Consider the following 16019-nt stretch of genomic DNA (forward strand, 5'->3'; position numbering starts at 1 on the left):
GTTATTCCTAGATAGGGGGAGTGTAGCCAGGATTTAGATTTTTTTGAATAGCAATACGTGCAAAACCTGTCGTACCCGCTACTCCACGGTTTTCTGATCCATATTGATTACTACCCTCATACGTCCCTGCTTTACCACCACCTCCTACAACTAATTTTAAATAGATTGGATCTAGGCTTGTTGTTACAGTGAACTCGATATATGCACCTGAACCACCACCCGCTGCCCAACCCTCATTATTATTACCAACGCCATCGCCACCCTTACCACCCGCACCGTAAGACAAAACAGGGCTAACACTTGCGCCACCAACATGATCATATTGTTCTTGCAAGCCCTTATTTCCGTTTTTAGATGACTTCATGCTTACACTATTTGTATTAGTAAAGATACCACCCGCACCACCTTCGCCATGCCCCCAAGCACTACCATTATCCCACCATCCACCAGTTCCACCTTTACCACCACCCGCTGACGCAACGACTTGGTTAGCAAACTCTATATAGCTATCCCCACCGCTTTTACCGTGAATAATAGCAGTAGAATCATCACCTTGATGAACAGCCATACCGCCGCCACCGCCGCCGCCGACCAATATAATTCTAGCTGTAGCCCATTTTGGAATAGTAATTGAGTATGCACCCTCTAAGAAATCACCATCTAATCCTACCGATTCACCACTACTCTGAATGACAGACCAACCAACACTACCTGAATAACCAATTCGATTTGTACCCGACCTATTCCATACATGTAACTTAAATTTTTGTGATTCTCTAACAATGCGCCAAGCTTCATGACTGCTTTCTGGTGTAATGTGAATAATGTATTTATTATCACGCAAATCATCTACTTTATCGTTTAAGTCAATTTCAAAAAATGTACCTTCAGATGCTATTCCATTTACAACTCCACACGCGATAGTACGTGGATAAGTAATAGCATTTAACCGCTTAATAATATCCTCAATAGCTTTTTTTAATAATTCAAGATCCGTGTTTACGGAGTCACTTAAATCCTTAATAATTTTATCAATATCATCTTTTAATTTATTGTATTGACCGTCAATATCACCTGAAAATTGATTAAAAAAATCATCTACATACTTTTTTAAATCAGAAACAGCTTTGGTGTATTGAGGATGTGGATCTGGGTGTGATTCATGGTCAAAAATCATCTGTTGAGCTATAGGCGCATCTTGCATGACACTAAGTTGAACGCGTTCTGCATCAATACCCCCAAGTCTTAAACCAAAAGATGCAATAAATGGAATACCTTTACTTAAAATAAAAAAATGCCCAACTTCTTTACGTGCTATAGCAAATAAAACACCATCTTCGGTATATATCCCTATTTCAGAAGCATTTAAATCTTGTGTTGGGGTGTAATTAATACCTAGCATTAATGTATTTGTGGCTGGCTGTACCCCACCCGCTGACATTTCTGTTTCTTGTTTTTTACTAGCCAAACTCGCTACTGTGTCATTACTAACCCCGTGACCATCGCCAAAGCCCATTTTATCGAGTTTTAAAACTAACCCGACTAATTCAGCATTCAACGCGGCATTTCTACCCACATGTGTAACAGTAAATACAATCTCATTAGCTTCTGTAGCCATAATAAAAATCCTCACATAATGAGGATCTTTATATAAATTTACAGCGTGTTCAGTTTTTCATTATTCCTGTGTTTCGGCATTGGGAAAGATACCACGCACAAAATATAGATAATCTGGATGATTGCGGCTGCCGTATTTTTTAATAGCTGATTTTAAGAAATCGTTACTAAAATAAGGTGATTTTTCAGCATTAAATGTATATTCAAACCATTTATAATCTAATAATTTAAATCTTTTTGGGCAAGGTTTACTTGAAATAACTAAGCGGGCATTTTTTAATTCTGCGTAACAGCGCAAATGTATTTCGTTACTACCAATTATATATCTTTCAGGAATATCACACCAAACAGTCACATTTTCCAATTCTAAACCTAGCAAACCTAGTCGGCTTCCATATTTTTTAACACATATAAAACGGGTATCTTTATAACCATCTATGTAAATACGATCTTCATCAATAATGATTTGATCTGCTAGGTATTGGTAGCCATTTTTCTTTAATTTACATTTATGGTTTTCAATAAATCTTTTCAAAAGTTTACTACTTTCAGCACATTTTTCAGTGAATAAATAAATTTTTGAAGCATCTTCGCACAGCAAACTCCACACGGCGAATAATGCCAATATACTGATCCCTTTTGACGTAAAGCCACTATCCTGATAAGTAAAGTTATCTTTAGCCACATGTGTCTTTTGGCTATAATATAAGCCTGCAAATGTAAGACTTAAATTAGAGCCTTTTTGTGATAATTCACGACAGACTATTTCTGTTTCATAAGAAATTTTATTTTCTTGAATCGCTTTGCAAAAATCAATAAAACTCATGTTTTTGGGATCTATTTTTTCTTGCTGTTCTTCAACCTCACCAACTGGCTTATAATTAACGCCATTCAAAAACATATAAGCCAATAATTCCGCCATTTCTAATGAATTAGGTGATTTCATCATTTCTTTATTGGTCAAAACTTTAAAACGTGCATTTTCATCAAAGTTATAGTGTAAAGACACAAGTTGCTCTTTAATTTCATCCATAAAATGCTGTGTTTTAATCTTTAATCGGTTGCTATGTACTGCACGACTAAGATCAATAAAAGCTTGTGATCGTTTATTCACATAATTTTCGTTATCATTTCCGCTAAAACAATTGCCACCCCAATGAATAGATTCAAAACCAATACCTTTGTTTTTTAAAGCTTGAGTAAACCCCATCCCTGCACCATTTGGCATTAAAAGTAAGGTGATATTAGAGTAACAACCTATCGTATATTTAATTTCATCCAATGCATGTTGAAAATCTTTATAGTAATTAATACTTAGTACATCAATATGCTTGTAATGCTCTGGTGTGTCACTTTTCCAAGCTTTAGCAATCAGTATTTTGACTGAATTATTAAAATCATCAGCTTTAATTGACATTAAAAAACCAAAATCATGTTTGGTATGATCTATCGCCGTACCTTCCCAGACTTTTTCGACTGTTTGAGGGTAAATTAAAATCTGACCAAAGACACCAGTTACAGTTGGGTCTATGTTTTTGTCATATAGATAAGCTGTATTGCTTAATAATTTTTTTTGAAAATCGTTAATTTCAAGAGTAGTTTGCTCATCTTTAATAAACGGAACTTCATCAATCAATGCTAAATATGCATCACTTTTCTTAGCATTTTTTGATTCTAAAACCGACTCACGTACATCTTTTAATTTTTCCCAAAAACGATACATTGCATCCAATCCCAGTACCGCAGCTATAAACAATTTTTTCATTGTGAATCTCTATTCATAAAAACTATAGTTATAGAGATTTCACAAAAATGAATAGCTTCATATTCCTAAGCATAAAGATCCGCAAGCTTTTTAGCGCGTTCTAAATCAGCTTTTTTATCCATATCTGGCGATGACTCACCAAAGCCCTGCATATCTTCATCACTACTAAAACAATCATTTGCGGGTGAATACACTGTACCATCCATAAACATGAACGCGAATGTATCGACCAAATCGGGCGATTTAATCCCTTTACGGCGCATATCTTCCTTAGACAAGATTTTAAAACGCGCCTGGTCATCAAAAGTATATGGAATACGTGTCAATTGTTCTTCAGCTTTGGCTTTTAAGTACATGGTCCTGATCTTAAATCGGTTTGACGCTACCGCACGACTCAAGCACACATAAGCCTGTGCGCGTTTATTAACATACTCTTTACGTGCTTTGGTAGAGAAGCACTGCCCACCCCAAAATATTGGCTTGTAATAGATCCCAATTGATTTTAAGTGCTGTGCAAGCCCTGCCCCTGCACCGTTTGCATCCAACAATAATGTAATATTTGGATACTGAATCATGCATTCATTAATAATTGCCGTTAATTCATGAATATTGTCATTGTTTTTACATAACGGTATGCGGGTAATCTCTACCCGCCTTGCTCTTGGACCATAGTGCTGATTACCCCATACTTTAGCAATAACAATACTTGAATCATCCCGCCCTACGCCGCCACCTACGTCCACCGACATAAAGTAGCCATAGTCCTTATGTTTATCTTTTTCATCTAAAGACTTGCCTAACCATGCTTGTCGAGCGTATTTGTGCGTGATTAAGAACTCGCCCGCAAGATCTGGGAATAGACCGCGAATACGAATCATGTATTGTGGATCATCACGGCTACCGTACTGTAAAATCGCTTCTTTTAATTTTTCAATACTGACGATTGGTGATAATTCACTGTTAAATACAAGCGCATTCCAGACACCGCCTGCCGCTTTAGATAATTTATGATGTGAATCAAAGAAAAAGCCAGACGGTCTAGCGGGCTGTGAAGTCATACACATACGGTTATCTTTATGTGTTAATGCCCCGATCAGTACGTCAAAGACTTCATTGGCAATCCCTGCGGCTTCATCACACCACACCATGTAATTATCGCCGTGCAAACCCGCCAAGTTGGTCGGCTTATTTGCGGGTGCGGTTTTAGCGAATACATGCCAAGTCTTTTTACAGCCTTTGATGTAAACCGTTTCTGCTAAAACTTCCACATAGTCAGCAATCCATGCCAAACGCCCTTTTTTCAGCAAGTCTTTACAGATTTCAATTTCTTTCCAGACTAATTTTCTAAGCTGATCAATCTGTGGCGCAGTAAAAAGCATGATTGAATGCGGGAAAAATAGTAAATGCCACAACGCCGTAACACCCGCTGAACGAGTTTTACCCGTGTTGTGTAAAACAATGTCATCCTCACCTAAAAATTTATGACTATTTTCGAGTTCAAAGCCGTAATAGTCACCTTTACCGATTGATTTAACTGACTTTAAATAAACGCGCTCATAGCCATATTTTGACCATTTATAAAGCGTATAACGGCGTTGTTTTTTTCTTTTCCATTTCAAATATTCACTGACTGTCGCAGTCAATGTGCAACCAATTTCATCCATCAGACAAAGAATGTGTGATGCATTAAAAATGTGATGTTTGCCGTTTGTATAAGTGAATTTATATAGGCGTTCTATGCCTTTTAATGGGTATAAGACAACTCTAGGGCTAAAGTTGTCCTCTCCCATTAAAATATCGTCTGTATCTATGTCCTGAACGGCTTTAAAGCTGCCGTCATGCATTTTTATCAGTGTGCCATATCCAAAACAACCATGTCCCGATGACACGGATGTACGGCTACCAGGTACAGCAATTGAGTTATAGAGTTCATCTTGTTGCCAAGTAATATCCATGCCCAATGCTTCGATAGCAAAGCGTGATAAATTGTAGCGATAACGCTTACAGGCGGCGTGCCATTCAGGTAAATCATTCAGACTTTTCAGCATACCGCCACCCTAGATCGTGAACGGTACTAGGAAATCATCCTCTTGCTCTGGCGTTGCTTCATCTTGATCATCAACTAAAGCGGCGGTACGACCTGAACGTAAAGCAGCCCAACATGCCGCTAAAACAGCGATATGCCCGCATGATGTTTGTTCATGATCTATTTCGTATGCATTCCCGCGATTTGCATCTACCTTAGTAGTCTGTAATACGCTATCAACTAAATAACGACTAGCAATTTCAGAACCCAGAATCAAGCATCCTGAACGCTGCAACTCGTAATATGAAGCGATTGCCTGTGTTAAATTTTCTTGTTCTTGAAAGCGTAAATCCCACTTATAGATATTTGGATCATCAACAACGCGCAATGTATAGCGTTCATTGGCTTTAAGCTGCTTTACTTGCTCTGCTGTTTTATTTTTATATGGATCTTTTGGTAATGCATAAGGTAATGCGCGCTCAATCGTTAAACGTCCGTTTTGACGATCAAAAATAGCAATCATGCGTACTGGTTCTTCATATTTAGAGATCCGTACATCCAAAATAATATCGTTCATGGTTGCCCCCCTTTACTGATCCATTCTTGTGAACGCTCCCCTGTTTTTATGTCTGCTTTTTGGCGTAAATGAGGATCATCCGTATCTGGATACATGTCGGCTTCAACAACTACATGGAATGCGGGTGGCACTTCTTTATCATCTGGCTGTCCGTATGTTGGCATACCCTCTACAACTAACGGCAATAGTCCAGACATAGTAAAATCAAGCAATCCAATGGTGATATTGCTTTCCTCAACACTTGCTGAATCTGGGAAAATTGAGTTATCAAAAATCGTTAAATGCCATTTATCCCGTGTATCAAAGGCTAAATCGTATTCAATTTCGATACGGCGTTTTTCAAGCAATTGAATATAAGATGTGAATTGATCTGTAAAACTCTGTGCTGAATCTGGATCATTCACGACAAAAGCATATTGAACGCGATATGAGCGTGGAATGGCACGTATAGCAACTTTTCGTCTTTGCGGGTCGGTTGGTATTACTGCATTTATTTCAAATGGCACACCGATGATTTGGCTAACGTCTGGGGCTTCTTTAATGCGCTGCACAGATAGCAATAAACGGGGTAAAGTAGCGGATTTCTCCCCCAATTTACGGTAGCTGTCTAATTGTGCTTGTACGTCATCAATCATCCGACCTTCAACAATCGCCGTTGGTGTGCTTTGATTTTTCCAATGATGCATAGCTTTGGTTTCTGCAACCATCCATTTTTGAAAGTCTAGGACCATCAAACATAGGGCATTCATGACCGATTCACGGCTAGTTCTCTTTTGCATAGCAACCACCCTTAAAACCAATTAAACATGCCGCCGATAACTTTTGTTGCCGTTTTTTTCGGCTTAGAGCTATCTTCAGAACTCGATTGCGCGTTTAAAAATTGATTACTTTGCTCTAAGAAATTTTCAAATGATTGAGTAGGACACAAGGCACTGTCATAAAATGACTGTTGCTGCTTCTTTTGTAGCTCTTTTTTCTTCGCTTCTTTTGCCATTTCTGCAATAAAACGATTTTCGAGTTCTGCCGCTTGTAGCATCTGTTCTGCTGCGGTTTCTGTTAAATGCTCTGCATAGTTGGATTGGTGAATGCAGTCATACATTTCACCTAAGCTGATCTCTAACGTGGTTTTTACAATGTCTGGCATTGGCACGGCGTTATCAAATAGTCCGTTGCTTGTGTTGTAGACATAGTTTTGCTGCAAAACATAGTCAAAACCGCCCATGATGGTCGGAAAAATACGCCCCAACATGTTTTTAAAGTCACATGCAATGGAAAAACCGCCCACTTTGGCTTTGTATTGACGATATGCGTGTTCACCTTCTGGCGTTTCTAAGAACTCAACACGATGACTTACAATACCGTCATCCGTTGCACTCAATTCAACTGTACGAAGTGCGGGACTGATCTTTACGGTTTTACCGTTTTCTAATACCGCCGTTTCTGGTGGATACATGCCGAATAACTGACGGATTTGATGACCGTAATAGCCAAACATGCCGCCCGTGCTGATCGTTTCTTGTGTTTGTGGTGAATTAATTAGATCCACCCATGTTTTTAAATCCACATTAGAACGGTCTTGACCTGTGAATTTTCGTCCACGATCTTTTAAGTCAAATGTGATTAGTTTTGTAATTCTTGACCCAGACATAATAAAAAAGCCCTAAAAATCTATTTAGGGCTATTGTTTATGTTCTATAAAAACGCGTTTCTTGGTATTCCTACACTATGGGGCGATAGTAGTTTCTATTTCAATGTGTTTAATCTCTGAAGGTGCTTTGATCATAAAGTCACTTCGTTTCACAATTAACTGTATATGCTCTGGGGCAGCCCCCATACCACAATCACGGGGATTACCATATTCATAAGGTACATGCACGATCATTGCCTGACTACCTAAAGCCATTATCATATATTGAGCATATTTTTTAGAATTTTCTTCAAACTCGTAAATATTGACACTCCATTGACCCCAATTTGGATATTTCTCAATGTATTTTTTCAATCTGTTTTCCGCATCTGTTAATGCTTTCCTTGCTCGTTCCTTATCAATTGAAAAATAAGGATCAGCTAGTATCTTTTCAACAATACCTGGTAGTGGTTCTTCTTGCGTTGGGTTATCTGCCAATATTTTTTCAAAATTAATATTCATGGTTTATCTCTTATTTTGGCAAAATTAATTCTGGGACTTCTAGTGGATCAATAGGGTACTTATAGCGATAAGCTTCAGGTGAAGCTGATATTTTTCGACTATAATCCGTATGTTCCCAACAATAAATATACCCATCTTGGTTTTCTGCTATTTGTGTTGGATCTTCACTGTAAGCATAGTGTCCTGTTCTTCCCGCCCACCCACAAACAAGATTATCAAACAAAAAATCATATAATTTACTTAATTCTAATGTTTCTCTATCAGGTGTTTTAATTTTAAAAATTTTAAGCATCTTTATTCCTCCAAAAACTCAATTGATATTTGCTGATAATCATCCAGTGCTTTTTCCAAAGCAGCTTTTGCCACAACCTTTTTAGTATCAGGGCATCTGACTGAATCGCTACCGTTTAAAAGCATACCTGTCATATAAAATTTGCAGCGACTATAGCCGCCCATTTCTTCAACCAAATCAAAACTCGCAACGAGTTCTTTTAAATAAACAACCTAGATACGTTCATTTGAATATTTTTCAATGACATAACTTAGATGGTTTTTTCTTGCGAACTCGATAGCCTTTTTCGCCGATGGTATGCCCCATTGCTTAATGTGATTTATGGCTTTTTGCATGGTCTATTTACTCTTATAGACAGGTATTTGAGCAAAGTCACAGCGAGTTCTTTTGTAATTGTTTTTGTGGTTTTCACGCTGCTTTTCACAGATATTTTGTGTTGCGTATTGAAGCTGATAGCTTGTTGCACCACCAGAATGACCACTAATATTCACGTAAGTCACTGTCAAAACCCAAACCGTTACCCATGTAATCATTTTAAACCGCCCTAAATTTGTCGTAAAAGCCCTTGTTCTTCATTCCCACGTACTGACACCAACCAAAACGATCACGCCACCAATACCAATCGTTATCGCTTGTTTGCATCCAGTACGTGCCGTCCCCTAACTCAATATGTGTTGTGCCTTTAGGTTGCATACAATCAACCCCAATAAGCCCGATCTGTTACCCAAAGCATCCACACAATTAAAATAATAAGTAAAAACATGGTTGCTCTCATACAGCCATCCTTTTAAGTCCTGCCCTTCTTTTGCTTGAAGCCCTGCGACATAAATCACAACGACAACCTTTTGCGTAACGCGTTGCCGTACCATGTGCAATCTTTAACTGATAGGCTTTTTCGCGTTCTGCTAAAATTTCTTTCGCTTGTGATTCAATCTTTTTTACCTGGTTCTTTAGGTGATCTGGAAAGGCACGGCGACCATTTTTATAATCTGTAAAAAACCCACTGCTAAAGCCCAATAATTCGCTAATTATGGTTGTCATGCCTTTTGGCTCACATAGCTCATTCAACCATTTATTATTTTCACTTAGTTCTTTTGTTGCGATATATCGTGTTCTTTCAGTCTTTGCCTTTACCACCACTTCAGCACCTTTATTTTTTTGAGCAAAAAAAGGCGATCTTGCTAAGATTTTGTCTTTCAAGTGATGCTCTTTATTTTCACGAAAGGCTGTAACCACATCACGTACCACACACATGCCATACGGCGGTTTTTTTTCTTCATTTGCAATAGCAATAAGTGCTTGTTTTACCGTTAATGTATCCATTATTCATTACCCTTATTTTGTCGCCATTCAATGCGATTCTTGTATGCTGTTAATTCCTTATTTTCGCTTTGTAGTTCTTGATATTTCACTTGCAATCTTGAATAACCACGCTGCATATAAAGTATTTCTTCAGCATCACCCAAACGAGCCAAAGCCATTGTTAAAAGGTTCATTTCGTTCTGAAAATTGCGCTCATTGAATGCCAATGTTTTTAAATTTTCTTCAATTGCTTTGTGGTCTATATAGCTTTTATTGGTCTTTGACCATTCGCAAAAATATTTGATTCTTGGTACTGCCAACACGCCCGCAATGACCTTGCAAATCCCTTTCGGACTGACATAGATTAAGCCCCACTTTTCTGGCAATTCTTCGGGTTTAATCAGTCCATTAGGACATATAAAGTACCGATATTTCCCTATGCCCGTTTCAGGATTCATACGGTGCGGTTTTTTCTTATCTGCTAAAAAGTCAGATCGACTCGTTTTGGCTTCTAACAAGAAAGTTGCGCCGTTAGATCCATGTCTAATACCGAATACATCTGGGTTTTCCCCATAGCAAGCGGGTTCTACAATTGCGAAGTGGCAACCATGACCGTTAGCGGATTCAGGACGTTTTAAGAAACGTGCGCCAATTTCACATAGTTTGCGATGATTTAGTTCAGTCATGACCACCTCTAAAAGTTACAACTCGCTCATAAGACCTATTTAGATTCTCTTGGACTGATATGCCCTTCGAGAATCCAATTTCTAAAATCTTGATTTGTGGAGAAAATTCATAAAATTTCTTGTCAAAAAACTGTGCTGTAAGTTTGACGACTGCACTTGCATGGCTCGCAACATCCCCACCATAGACATTCTGAATTTTTAAAGATGATTCCCCACACTCACAGCAACGAATATCAAAAACATCACCATCCCAATGCCAATGTTCAAACCAGTCTGTTGTATCATTTACGGCGTTACAGTGTGGGCATTCAAAATCATCAGTCATGCTGTTTTAATTCCTTTCAATTTTGTTCCATTTATTCTTAGACTTAGCGACATTATTAGTCACAACCTCAAATCCACAATCGCCACAAGTAACTGCTGATTCTTCATTGTTTCCATCTTCATGCACATAATCAGAACCACATTCAGGACAATCTTTAAGAACTTGTGTGTATTCTTCGTTGCTGTATTTATCTTTTTTCTTACTCATGATTCTCTACCTCAATTAATTCACGATTTGTATTAACAACCGCACCACATCCAAAACATTCAGCCTTTCCCTCATAAAACAAAGTTGTAGAGAAATGAACGCAATGCTTTGGATTGAGTGGATACTGCCGTTCAGAACCCAGTAGTTCATTCATGGCTATGGACACACCTTCAGCGGGATTACTTGTTTTTTGTGGCATTACAACGATGTTTGTAGGCTTAGCTACAACCTCGTTAAGATCACTTTTAAATTTTTCTACTTGTTCTTTTGAAAGGTGGGATAAATCAATCGTAATGGGTGGCGGTGGTGCTGTTATGGCTTTAATCTGCATAACTTTAAGCAACATCTTACGCGTTGGATGCTCAAGCAAATATTGCGGTATATACGCCATAAATCCTTTTTTAATAGACTCATCGTATTCATCAAACAACAAAGCATTTTCTTTAAAAAATTCAGTGATTTTTTTATAAAAACGCGCATCTGAATCGTCTAATATTTGCGATTCAGGACAATTAAAATCGGTTACATCCCACTCAATACCCGTAAGCTTGAAAGCTGCTGTATAATTACCCTCAATCAAATGTCGGATAAAAATAGTTGACTCATTAATCTGCATTTAAAACTGCCCCAAATTCACCAATAATTTTGTGTTGACGTATGCACCACTCAACACGGAATTTAATTTCCTTTTGTGAAAGTTTTCCGCTGTCATGTACTTTGCAACGCCCCGCTAAACCTGTACGCAAATCACCACGACAACGCCCGTTCAAATCTGGACTAAGTACCGCGTTACTGATTTTTGATAATTCTGACAATCTATTCATATTTGTGATTTCTCATATAGTCATATTTATGATTTAGTTTTTATTAGCTGATCCTTATCATCCCAATAAGCACCATCATTCCGACTCTTTGAATCAAAATAAAAACCCAAAAATTCATCTGGTTCTAATTTTTCTGTCAATTTTCCGAAAAAAATCATTGCAACAACGGTATCTTTAAGGTTCTCATCTGTAGTCAGTTGATTACTCGTTATATCTACAGTCAAATTATCCCAATCAACTAATTCAACCTGAAATACAGGTTCTAGTTCATGATGATAAGATTTTGGACTTAGCCACCCATTAGCTACTCTATGCTTTGCAAAAAAAGCATCTACTAATTGCTTTTTTTGATCTTTAGTTATGTTTTGTGAACCTTCGATATACAACAAAGGTAATGTGGTCTTAATCACTTGCAATTCCTCATATACTCATATTTATGATTTAAGCTTTAAAATCATCCAGTCTTTCAAACTGCGCTGCTTTACCTAACAACATGATGTTTGTGATACAAGGCTTATCAAACTCTGCCGATAATTCCGCTTCCAACGTATTCAGCAATTGGGCATTCAATGTATCTGTATCAATCATCATCACTGTGCGATAAGTACCGCCGTGCAAATCTTTAAAGACAACAAGCCATTCATACAAATCATCCGAATCAAGCGGAATATTTGATAATGTTCCCTCCCTCAAAGCCCAAATAAATACAGCAATCAAACCCAGAAGAATCGCGATAAATTCAATCATTGCACTTCCTATAGCTTGTTTGGGTTAATGTATTCATCAACAATACGACCCAATGCTTGTGGAGTTAGGATGATTGTCTTGTGCAATGGATCTAGTGACTCTTGAAAAACTTGCTCTTTTCCGATTGCATCTAAATCATTACCGCTTAATGTATTGACGATTTCATAAGTTTCATCATCAATCATTAATGAAACCTTGCTCGGATCTTCAGATAGTTTAATCACAACCAACGTATAGCTTGGATCAACAAGCATGGCGCACCTCATTAATGATGAATTTCACGTTTTCATACGCATCACGCTGTCCACGCCAGTAATCGCTATTTTGGTGATCATTTTCAGAACGCAAAGCTAGTGAATCAGTTAAGCCACTGACACGGCTATTTATGTACTCAATCGGCTTTTCTTCGCGTTGATTTTCTATGGTCGTTTTTTCTAACTCCTTTTCTAAACGCGACACTTCCACATAAAAATAACCAAGTAAGCGCAAGTCATTAAAGAACTCGCTATAGCTTTTGAAATGAGTTTTTTTAAAGCCGTTCTGGTCTAAATAGTCACACCAGATATACTTTTCATTCATTTCAAAGAATAGACAACCACCTCTATAGCGATTCACAGCAATATATACACCGTCACACTTATTCCCTTTTAACTGCTTGAGCATCTTCTTGACTTTCGATAGCCCGAACTGCTGCAAAATGGTTTGCTCTACTGTCACTTTGTTTAATTGCATCATCTACGCCCTTTAACTGCTCAATCCAGTCAATCGTGTACGGATCTCGGTATATTTCCTCATTGCTTTGTTTCTGTTTCTTCATAAAAACTTCGACTTAAATCAATGCTGTTTTTCATTTGCTCGATAAAAAATTCTGATTTATCAAAATCATGAAAGTTGCCTAAACAACCAATGAAGATCAAAACCATGTTTTCTAAAAAACTCTGTAACTCCTGGTCACTAAGATCTTCACTAAGAAGAAACGTCATGACCTGTTCATTAAAGAACTCAAGCGATAAATCTTTGGTATGAAGTGTAGGCATTAATAAATATCCAATTATTCTGATATTCCTATTCTATAAATTGATTATATATTCTTTTTGGAATAATTATAGTAATTTTTATTCTTTTTATGTTTATTTATATCTATAATATTCCTTTATTATTCTTTTTTAGATTGCTTCTTAATTATGTTTGACAATGGCTGTAACGCGTTCTATTTTATTTGTGCATCCGCAAAATCGGGTGCTTGGATTGGCGTCCAAAAGTTTCGTTCGGCAATAGCCGCATAAGCGGTTTTATTTTGCCTATAGTTTTCTGCACCCTGTAGAAACATCCGTTATGGCGGATTAGGCAGGGGCATCGCAAGATGCGCTAGATCCGAACGACTAGTACGCCAACCCTGTTTAATCTGCCACCCTAATAATTGGCGTTATTTCGGTGGCGAAAATTCATTTTTCGTTCGGAGTATTCGCCCATGAATGCCATTTCCACTTTTACCTTTCACCAAGATCACAATGTCCGTGTTCAAATGATCAACGGCGAACCTTATTTTTGTTTACCCGATGTTTGCAGTGTTCTTTCAATCCTAAACTCACGTGATTTACTTGCAAAACAAATAGATAAAAAGGGTGTAGAAAAAGTCTACATCCTTACAAATGGCGGGAATCAAGAAATTGCTTTTATCAACGAACCCAACCTATACCGTGTGATTTTCCGTTCAAATAAACCCGAAGCAAGACAATTCCAAGATTGGGTATTTAACGAAGTATTACCCTCTATCCGCAAAACTGGACAATATCAGATACCAACACAAGCCAAAGCACCGAACTACATCACCAATGATGATATGAACAACATTAAACGCCTTGTTTGGTTCTGTGCTTCATTCTTTGATCATGAAGATGCTTTTAGTCGTGCAACATGGTCGTCTTTACGCCATGTAACCAATAAGCCAAGCCCTGAACAGTTTGAAGTTGAACAATTGCCTTTATTAGAAAGTGAGTTCAAACGCCTATATAGCATCATTGAACCGTATCTAAATACACGTAGAGCATGTGAAAAGGCTTTGATTAAGTATTTTATTAGAGGGCGTGCGGATGCAGTATTGTTACAGCAATTACTTGATCAAATGCATGGATCTGTTGAAAACCTACATGAAAATACCAATGTTAAGTTTCCCAAACTATTTAGTTCATCTTGTACTGATCTAATACGGCGTAAAGCTTAATAAAAAAAGCCCGATTCTATATCGGGCTTTTTTGTCGCCGTGTAGCGATAACACTACATATCAGGCTCTACATACTCTGTATTACTCTTTTGATATTTTGAGTAATAATTTATCCCCATAAAATACACGACAAATGCATAAGACTTGGCGTGATCCATTTCAACATATACCTGTTTTTCACCATCCTCATTGTGAACAAATTTAATCTCGTACTTAATGCTTTTAGGCAAAGATGTATATTCATTTTTTTTACCACTAAAATGAAGATACCATAAGAAATCACTACCAAGCTTATCAATTTGTTCTTGAGTCATATATGGATAAGTCATATCCAACTTTGCTTCACAGACACGGATAGGATTGTAATCATCAGATTCAGAAAGAGTGGCAATATCTTGAAATTTTAATTGCGTATTTTCAATGTTCTCTACAGCCAACTGATTTGACTTAACATCCTTTTCGGACAATGCTTCTTGATAGACAATACCCCTCAACGTATCCAGTGTATAAGAATCATAACAACTCGGCAGCACTTCTTCTTGCTGTTGCACGATGACAGGCTGTTCTTCTTCAACCTCTACCGTTTGATTACTATCTTTGTTTGTTTCATTCAGCTTCTCATACGCACCTTTAAACCAAAAGCCAAAAACCCCTATAGCCACTAAAATAATGACTAAGATTGTCGATAAAATCGCAATAATCCAATTTTGTTTATTATTATTCTGCATTTGGATTTTCACACGTAATAGAAACAAAATGAGTGGTATTTGATTTTTTGACAAATTTAACAGCTATTGGATCAATAATTCCGTCTAAACCATCACTATCTACTCTACAGTTATTTTTCCTAGCAAATCTATGTAATGTATCCATATCGGATTTTATTGTATGAGATAAAATAAAGCTATTTTGATGAATCACGCAACAACCCACATACATTGTCTTATAAGGAATATCTAAAGCTGCCACATTAAAATTCAAAAAAGTTAACGGTTTTTGTGAAAAATAATATCCTCTATATGCTTCAGCATTATTATCAAACCCCTTATTAGAGAACACGCCATTTCTGAATAGGCTCTGTGCTGCGACACTTTTAACCCCATCCCCTTTAAGTATTGCTACCGCTTGTGTTTCTGTAACCACATTAGCTGCAAATGACGGCATTGCAATCATAGTTAATGCATACAATAAGCCCAGTCTTTTAAGTTTCATACATCCCCCAAGCAAATAATTATTGTCTGCCTATCATACACATAAAAAAGCCCGAAATTAATCGGA

Annotated in this window: 24 protein-coding genes; 1 reads left to right on the forward strand and 23 read right to left on the reverse strand. The window is 37.4% G+C overall.

The window, feature by feature from the left end; all coding sequences use genetic code 11:
• Positions 1-7 precede the first annotated feature (7 nt).
• The 21 genes from DJ533_RS00080 to DJ533_RS00175 all read right to left on the reverse strand — a co-directional run bounded on the left by DJ533_RS00080 (position 8) and on the right by DJ533_RS00175 (position 13554).
• Complete coding sequence (locus DJ533_RS00080) at positions 8-1618, reverse strand: hypothetical protein (RefSeq protein ID WP_065994797.1); 1611 nt, start codon at positions 1616-1618, stop codon at positions 8-10.
• Between the two features lie 60 nt (positions 1619-1678).
• Entirely contained in the window at positions 1679-3382 is a 1704-nt protein-coding gene (locus DJ533_RS00085) for a hypothetical protein (RefSeq protein WP_065994798.1), read from the reverse strand.
• A gap of 65 nt (positions 3383-3447) precedes the next feature.
• Positions 3448-5430, reverse strand: coding sequence for a terminase (locus DJ533_RS00090; protein ID WP_065994799.1), 1983 nt, complete (start codon positions 5428-5430; stop codon positions 3448-3450).
• 9 nt (positions 5431-5439) lie between these two features.
• A complete protein-coding gene (locus DJ533_RS00095; protein ID WP_065994800.1) occupies positions 5440-5985 on the reverse strand; it encodes a hypothetical protein in 546 nt (181 codons plus the stop codon).
• Positions 5982-6764, reverse strand: a complete 783-nt coding sequence (locus DJ533_RS00100; RefSeq protein WP_065994801.1) for a hypothetical protein — start codon at positions 6762-6764, stop codon at positions 5982-5984. The genes DJ533_RS00095 and DJ533_RS00100 overlap by 4 nt, the downstream gene beginning before the upstream one ends.
• Before the next feature lie 11 nt (positions 6765-6775).
• A complete protein-coding gene (locus tag DJ533_RS00105; protein ID WP_065994802.1) occupies positions 6776-7633 on the reverse strand; it encodes a hypothetical protein in 858 nt (285 codons plus the stop codon).
• Between the two features lie 75 nt (positions 7634-7708).
• Positions 7709-8134 (reverse strand): hypothetical protein, encoded by a 426-nt coding sequence (locus DJ533_RS00110; RefSeq protein WP_065994803.1) that lies wholly within the window; start codon positions 8132-8134, stop codon positions 7709-7711.
• 10 nt (positions 8135-8144) lie between these two features.
• Complete coding sequence (locus DJ533_RS00115; protein ID WP_065994804.1) at positions 8145-8426, reverse strand: hypothetical protein; 282 nt, start codon at positions 8424-8426, stop codon at positions 8145-8147.
• A 2-nt stretch (positions 8427-8428) separates the two neighbouring features.
• Positions 8429-8602 (reverse strand): hypothetical protein, encoded by a 174-nt coding sequence (locus tag DJ533_RS18565; protein WP_171488519.1) that lies wholly within the window; start codon positions 8600-8602, stop codon positions 8429-8431.
• Between the two features lie 162 nt (positions 8603-8764).
• Complete coding sequence (locus DJ533_RS00120; protein ID WP_065994805.1) at positions 8765-8959, reverse strand: hypothetical protein; 195 nt, start codon at positions 8957-8959, stop codon at positions 8765-8767.
• A gap of 238 nt (positions 8960-9197) precedes the next feature.
• Entirely contained in the window at positions 9198-9749 is a 552-nt protein-coding gene (locus DJ533_RS00125; protein ID WP_065994806.1) for a hypothetical protein, read from the reverse strand.
• On the reverse strand, positions 9749-10414 hold the full coding sequence (locus tag DJ533_RS00130; protein WP_065994807.1) for an adenylosuccinate synthase: 666 nt from the start codon (positions 10412-10414) through the stop codon (positions 9749-9751). The genes DJ533_RS00125 and DJ533_RS00130 overlap by 1 nt, the downstream gene beginning before the upstream one ends.
• Complete coding sequence (locus tag DJ533_RS00135) at positions 10407-10739, reverse strand: hypothetical protein (protein ID WP_065994808.1); 333 nt, start codon at positions 10737-10739, stop codon at positions 10407-10409. The genes DJ533_RS00130 and DJ533_RS00135 overlap by 8 nt, the downstream gene beginning before the upstream one ends.
• Positions 10740-10745: 6 nt before the next feature.
• Positions 10746-10946, reverse strand: coding sequence for a Lar family restriction alleviation protein (locus DJ533_RS00140; protein WP_065994809.1), 201 nt, complete (start codon positions 10944-10946; stop codon positions 10746-10748).
• On the reverse strand, positions 10939-11562 hold the full coding sequence (locus DJ533_RS00145; protein WP_065994810.1) for a hypothetical protein: 624 nt from the start codon (positions 11560-11562) through the stop codon (positions 10939-10941). The genes DJ533_RS00140 and DJ533_RS00145 overlap by 8 nt, the downstream gene beginning before the upstream one ends.
• Positions 11552-11770, reverse strand: coding sequence for a hypothetical protein (locus DJ533_RS00150; RefSeq protein WP_065994811.1), 219 nt, complete (start codon positions 11768-11770; stop codon positions 11552-11554). Before DJ533_RS00150 ends, DJ533_RS00145 begins: the two co-directional genes overlap by 11 nt.
• Positions 11771-11796: 26 nt before the next feature.
• Complete coding sequence (locus DJ533_RS00155; RefSeq protein ID WP_065994812.1) at positions 11797-12180, reverse strand: hypothetical protein; 384 nt, start codon at positions 12178-12180, stop codon at positions 11797-11799.
• 31 nt (positions 12181-12211) lie between these two features.
• Positions 12212-12517 carry a hypothetical protein gene (locus tag DJ533_RS00160; RefSeq protein ID WP_065994813.1) on the reverse strand — a complete coding sequence of 102 codons (306 nt, stop codon included), beginning with the start codon at positions 12515-12517 and terminating at the stop codon, positions 12212-12214.
• A gap of 8 nt (positions 12518-12525) precedes the next feature.
• Positions 12526-12771: a hypothetical protein gene (locus tag DJ533_RS00165; protein WP_065994814.1), complete on the reverse strand. Its 246-nt coding sequence runs from the start codon at positions 12769-12771 to the stop codon at positions 12526-12528.
• The gene (locus DJ533_RS00170) at positions 12761-13252 is read right to left on the reverse strand and encodes a hypothetical protein (RefSeq protein WP_065994815.1); all 492 of its coding nucleotides are present in this window, start codon (positions 13250-13252) and stop codon (positions 12761-12763) included. The genes DJ533_RS00165 and DJ533_RS00170 overlap by 11 nt, the downstream gene beginning before the upstream one ends.
• Positions 13253-13308: 56 nt before the next feature.
• On the reverse strand, positions 13309-13554 hold the full coding sequence (locus tag DJ533_RS00175; protein ID WP_065994816.1) for a hypothetical protein: 246 nt from the start codon (positions 13552-13554) through the stop codon (positions 13309-13311).
• A 434-nt stretch (positions 13555-13988) separates the two neighbouring features.
• Between DJ533_RS00175 and DJ533_RS00180 the strand changes: the two genes are divergently transcribed.
• Positions 13989-14741 (forward strand): BRO-N domain-containing protein, encoded by a 753-nt coding sequence (locus tag DJ533_RS00180; protein WP_065994817.1) that lies wholly within the window; start codon positions 13989-13991, stop codon positions 14739-14741.
• A gap of 53 nt (positions 14742-14794) precedes the next feature.
• On the opposite strand, the gene DJ533_RS00185 is transcribed toward DJ533_RS00180, so the two are convergent.
• A complete protein-coding gene (locus tag DJ533_RS00185; RefSeq protein ID WP_065994818.1) occupies positions 14795-15469 on the reverse strand; it encodes a hypothetical protein in 675 nt (224 codons plus the stop codon).
• The gene (locus DJ533_RS00190; protein ID WP_065994819.1) at positions 15459-15953 is read right to left on the reverse strand and encodes a hypothetical protein; all 495 of its coding nucleotides are present in this window, start codon (positions 15951-15953) and stop codon (positions 15459-15461) included. The genes DJ533_RS00185 and DJ533_RS00190 overlap by 11 nt, the downstream gene beginning before the upstream one ends.
• Positions 15954-16019 lie beyond the last annotated feature (66 nt).

This window comes from Acinetobacter defluvii, from assembly GCF_001704615.3.
Lineage (GTDB): Bacteria > Pseudomonadota > Gammaproteobacteria > Pseudomonadales > Moraxellaceae > Acinetobacter > Acinetobacter defluvii.

What these genes read in the sequence shown, in the direction of transcription:
- DJ533_RS00120 (WP_065994805.1), bottom strand. Translation starts at nt 8,959, where the DNA reads ATGATTACATGGGTAACGGTTTGGGTTTTGACAGTGACTTACGTGAAT.
- DJ533_RS00110 (WP_065994803.1), bottom strand. Translation starts at nt 8,134, where the DNA reads ATGAATATTAATTTTGAAAAAATATTGGCAGATAACCCAACGCAAGAA.
- DJ533_RS00150 (WP_065994811.1), bottom strand. Translation starts at nt 11,770, where the DNA reads ATGAATAGATTGTCAGAATTATCAAAAATCAGTAACGCGGTACTTAGT.
- DJ533_RS00090 (WP_065994799.1), bottom strand. Translation starts at nt 5,430, where the DNA reads ATGCTGAAAAGTCTGAATGATTTACCTGAATGGCACGCCGCCTGTAAG.
- DJ533_RS00180 (WP_065994817.1), top strand. Translation starts at nt 13,989, where the DNA reads ATGAATGCCATTTCCACTTTTACCTTTCACCAAGATCACAATGTCCGT.
- DJ533_RS00135 (WP_065994808.1), bottom strand. Translation starts at nt 10,739, where the DNA reads ATGACTGATGATTTTGAATGCCCACACTGTAACGCCGTAAATGATACA.
- DJ533_RS00105 (WP_065994802.1), bottom strand. Translation starts at nt 7,633, where the DNA reads ATGTCTGGGTCAAGAATTACAAAACTAATCACATTTGACTTAAAAGAT.
- DJ533_RS00095 (WP_065994800.1), bottom strand. Translation starts at nt 5,985, where the DNA reads ATGAACGATATTATTTTGGATGTACGGATCTCTAAATATGAAGAACCA.
- DJ533_RS00145 (WP_065994810.1), bottom strand. Translation starts at nt 11,562, where the DNA reads ATGCAGATTAATGAGTCAACTATTTTTATCCGACATTTGATTGAGGGT.
- DJ533_RS00165 (WP_065994814.1), bottom strand. Translation starts at nt 12,771, where the DNA reads ATGCTTGTTGATCCAAGCTATACGTTGGTTGTGATTAAACTATCTGAA.
- DJ533_RS00140 (WP_065994809.1), bottom strand. Translation starts at nt 10,946, where the DNA reads ATGAGTAAGAAAAAAGATAAATACAGCAACGAAGAATACACACAAGTT.
- DJ533_RS00085 (WP_065994798.1), bottom strand. Translation starts at nt 3,382, where the DNA reads ATGAAAAAATTGTTTATAGCTGCGGTACTGGGATTGGATGCAATGTAT.
- DJ533_RS00190 (WP_065994819.1), bottom strand. Translation starts at nt 15,953, where the DNA reads ATGAAACTTAAAAGACTGGGCTTATTGTATGCATTAACTATGATTGCA.
- DJ533_RS00160 (WP_065994813.1), bottom strand. Translation starts at nt 12,517, where the DNA reads ATGATTGAATTTATCGCGATTCTTCTGGGTTTGATTGCTGTATTTATT.
- DJ533_RS00080 (WP_065994797.1), bottom strand. Translation starts at nt 1,618, where the DNA reads ATGGCTACAGAAGCTAATGAGATTGTATTTACTGTTACACATGTGGGT.
- DJ533_RS00115 (WP_065994804.1), bottom strand. Translation starts at nt 8,426, where the DNA reads ATGCTTAAAATTTTTAAAATTAAAACACCTGATAGAGAAACATTAGAA.
- DJ533_RS00100 (WP_065994801.1), bottom strand. Translation starts at nt 6,764, where the DNA reads ATGCAAAAGAGAACTAGCCGTGAATCGGTCATGAATGCCCTATGTTTG.
- DJ533_RS00130 (WP_065994807.1), bottom strand. Translation starts at nt 10,414, where the DNA reads ATGACTGAACTAAATCATCGCAAACTATGTGAAATTGGCGCACGTTTC.
- DJ533_RS00175 (WP_065994816.1), bottom strand. Translation starts at nt 13,554, where the DNA reads ATGCCTACACTTCATACCAAAGATTTATCGCTTGAGTTCTTTAATGAA.
- DJ533_RS00185 (WP_065994818.1), bottom strand. Translation starts at nt 15,469, where the DNA reads ATGCAGAATAATAATAAACAAAATTGGATTATTGCGATTTTATCGACA.
- DJ533_RS00170 (WP_065994815.1), bottom strand. Translation starts at nt 13,252, where the DNA reads ATGATGCAATTAAACAAAGTGACAGTAGAGCAAACCATTTTGCAGCAG.
- DJ533_RS00125 (WP_065994806.1), bottom strand. Translation starts at nt 9,749, where the DNA reads ATGGATACATTAACGGTAAAACAAGCACTTATTGCTATTGCAAATGAA.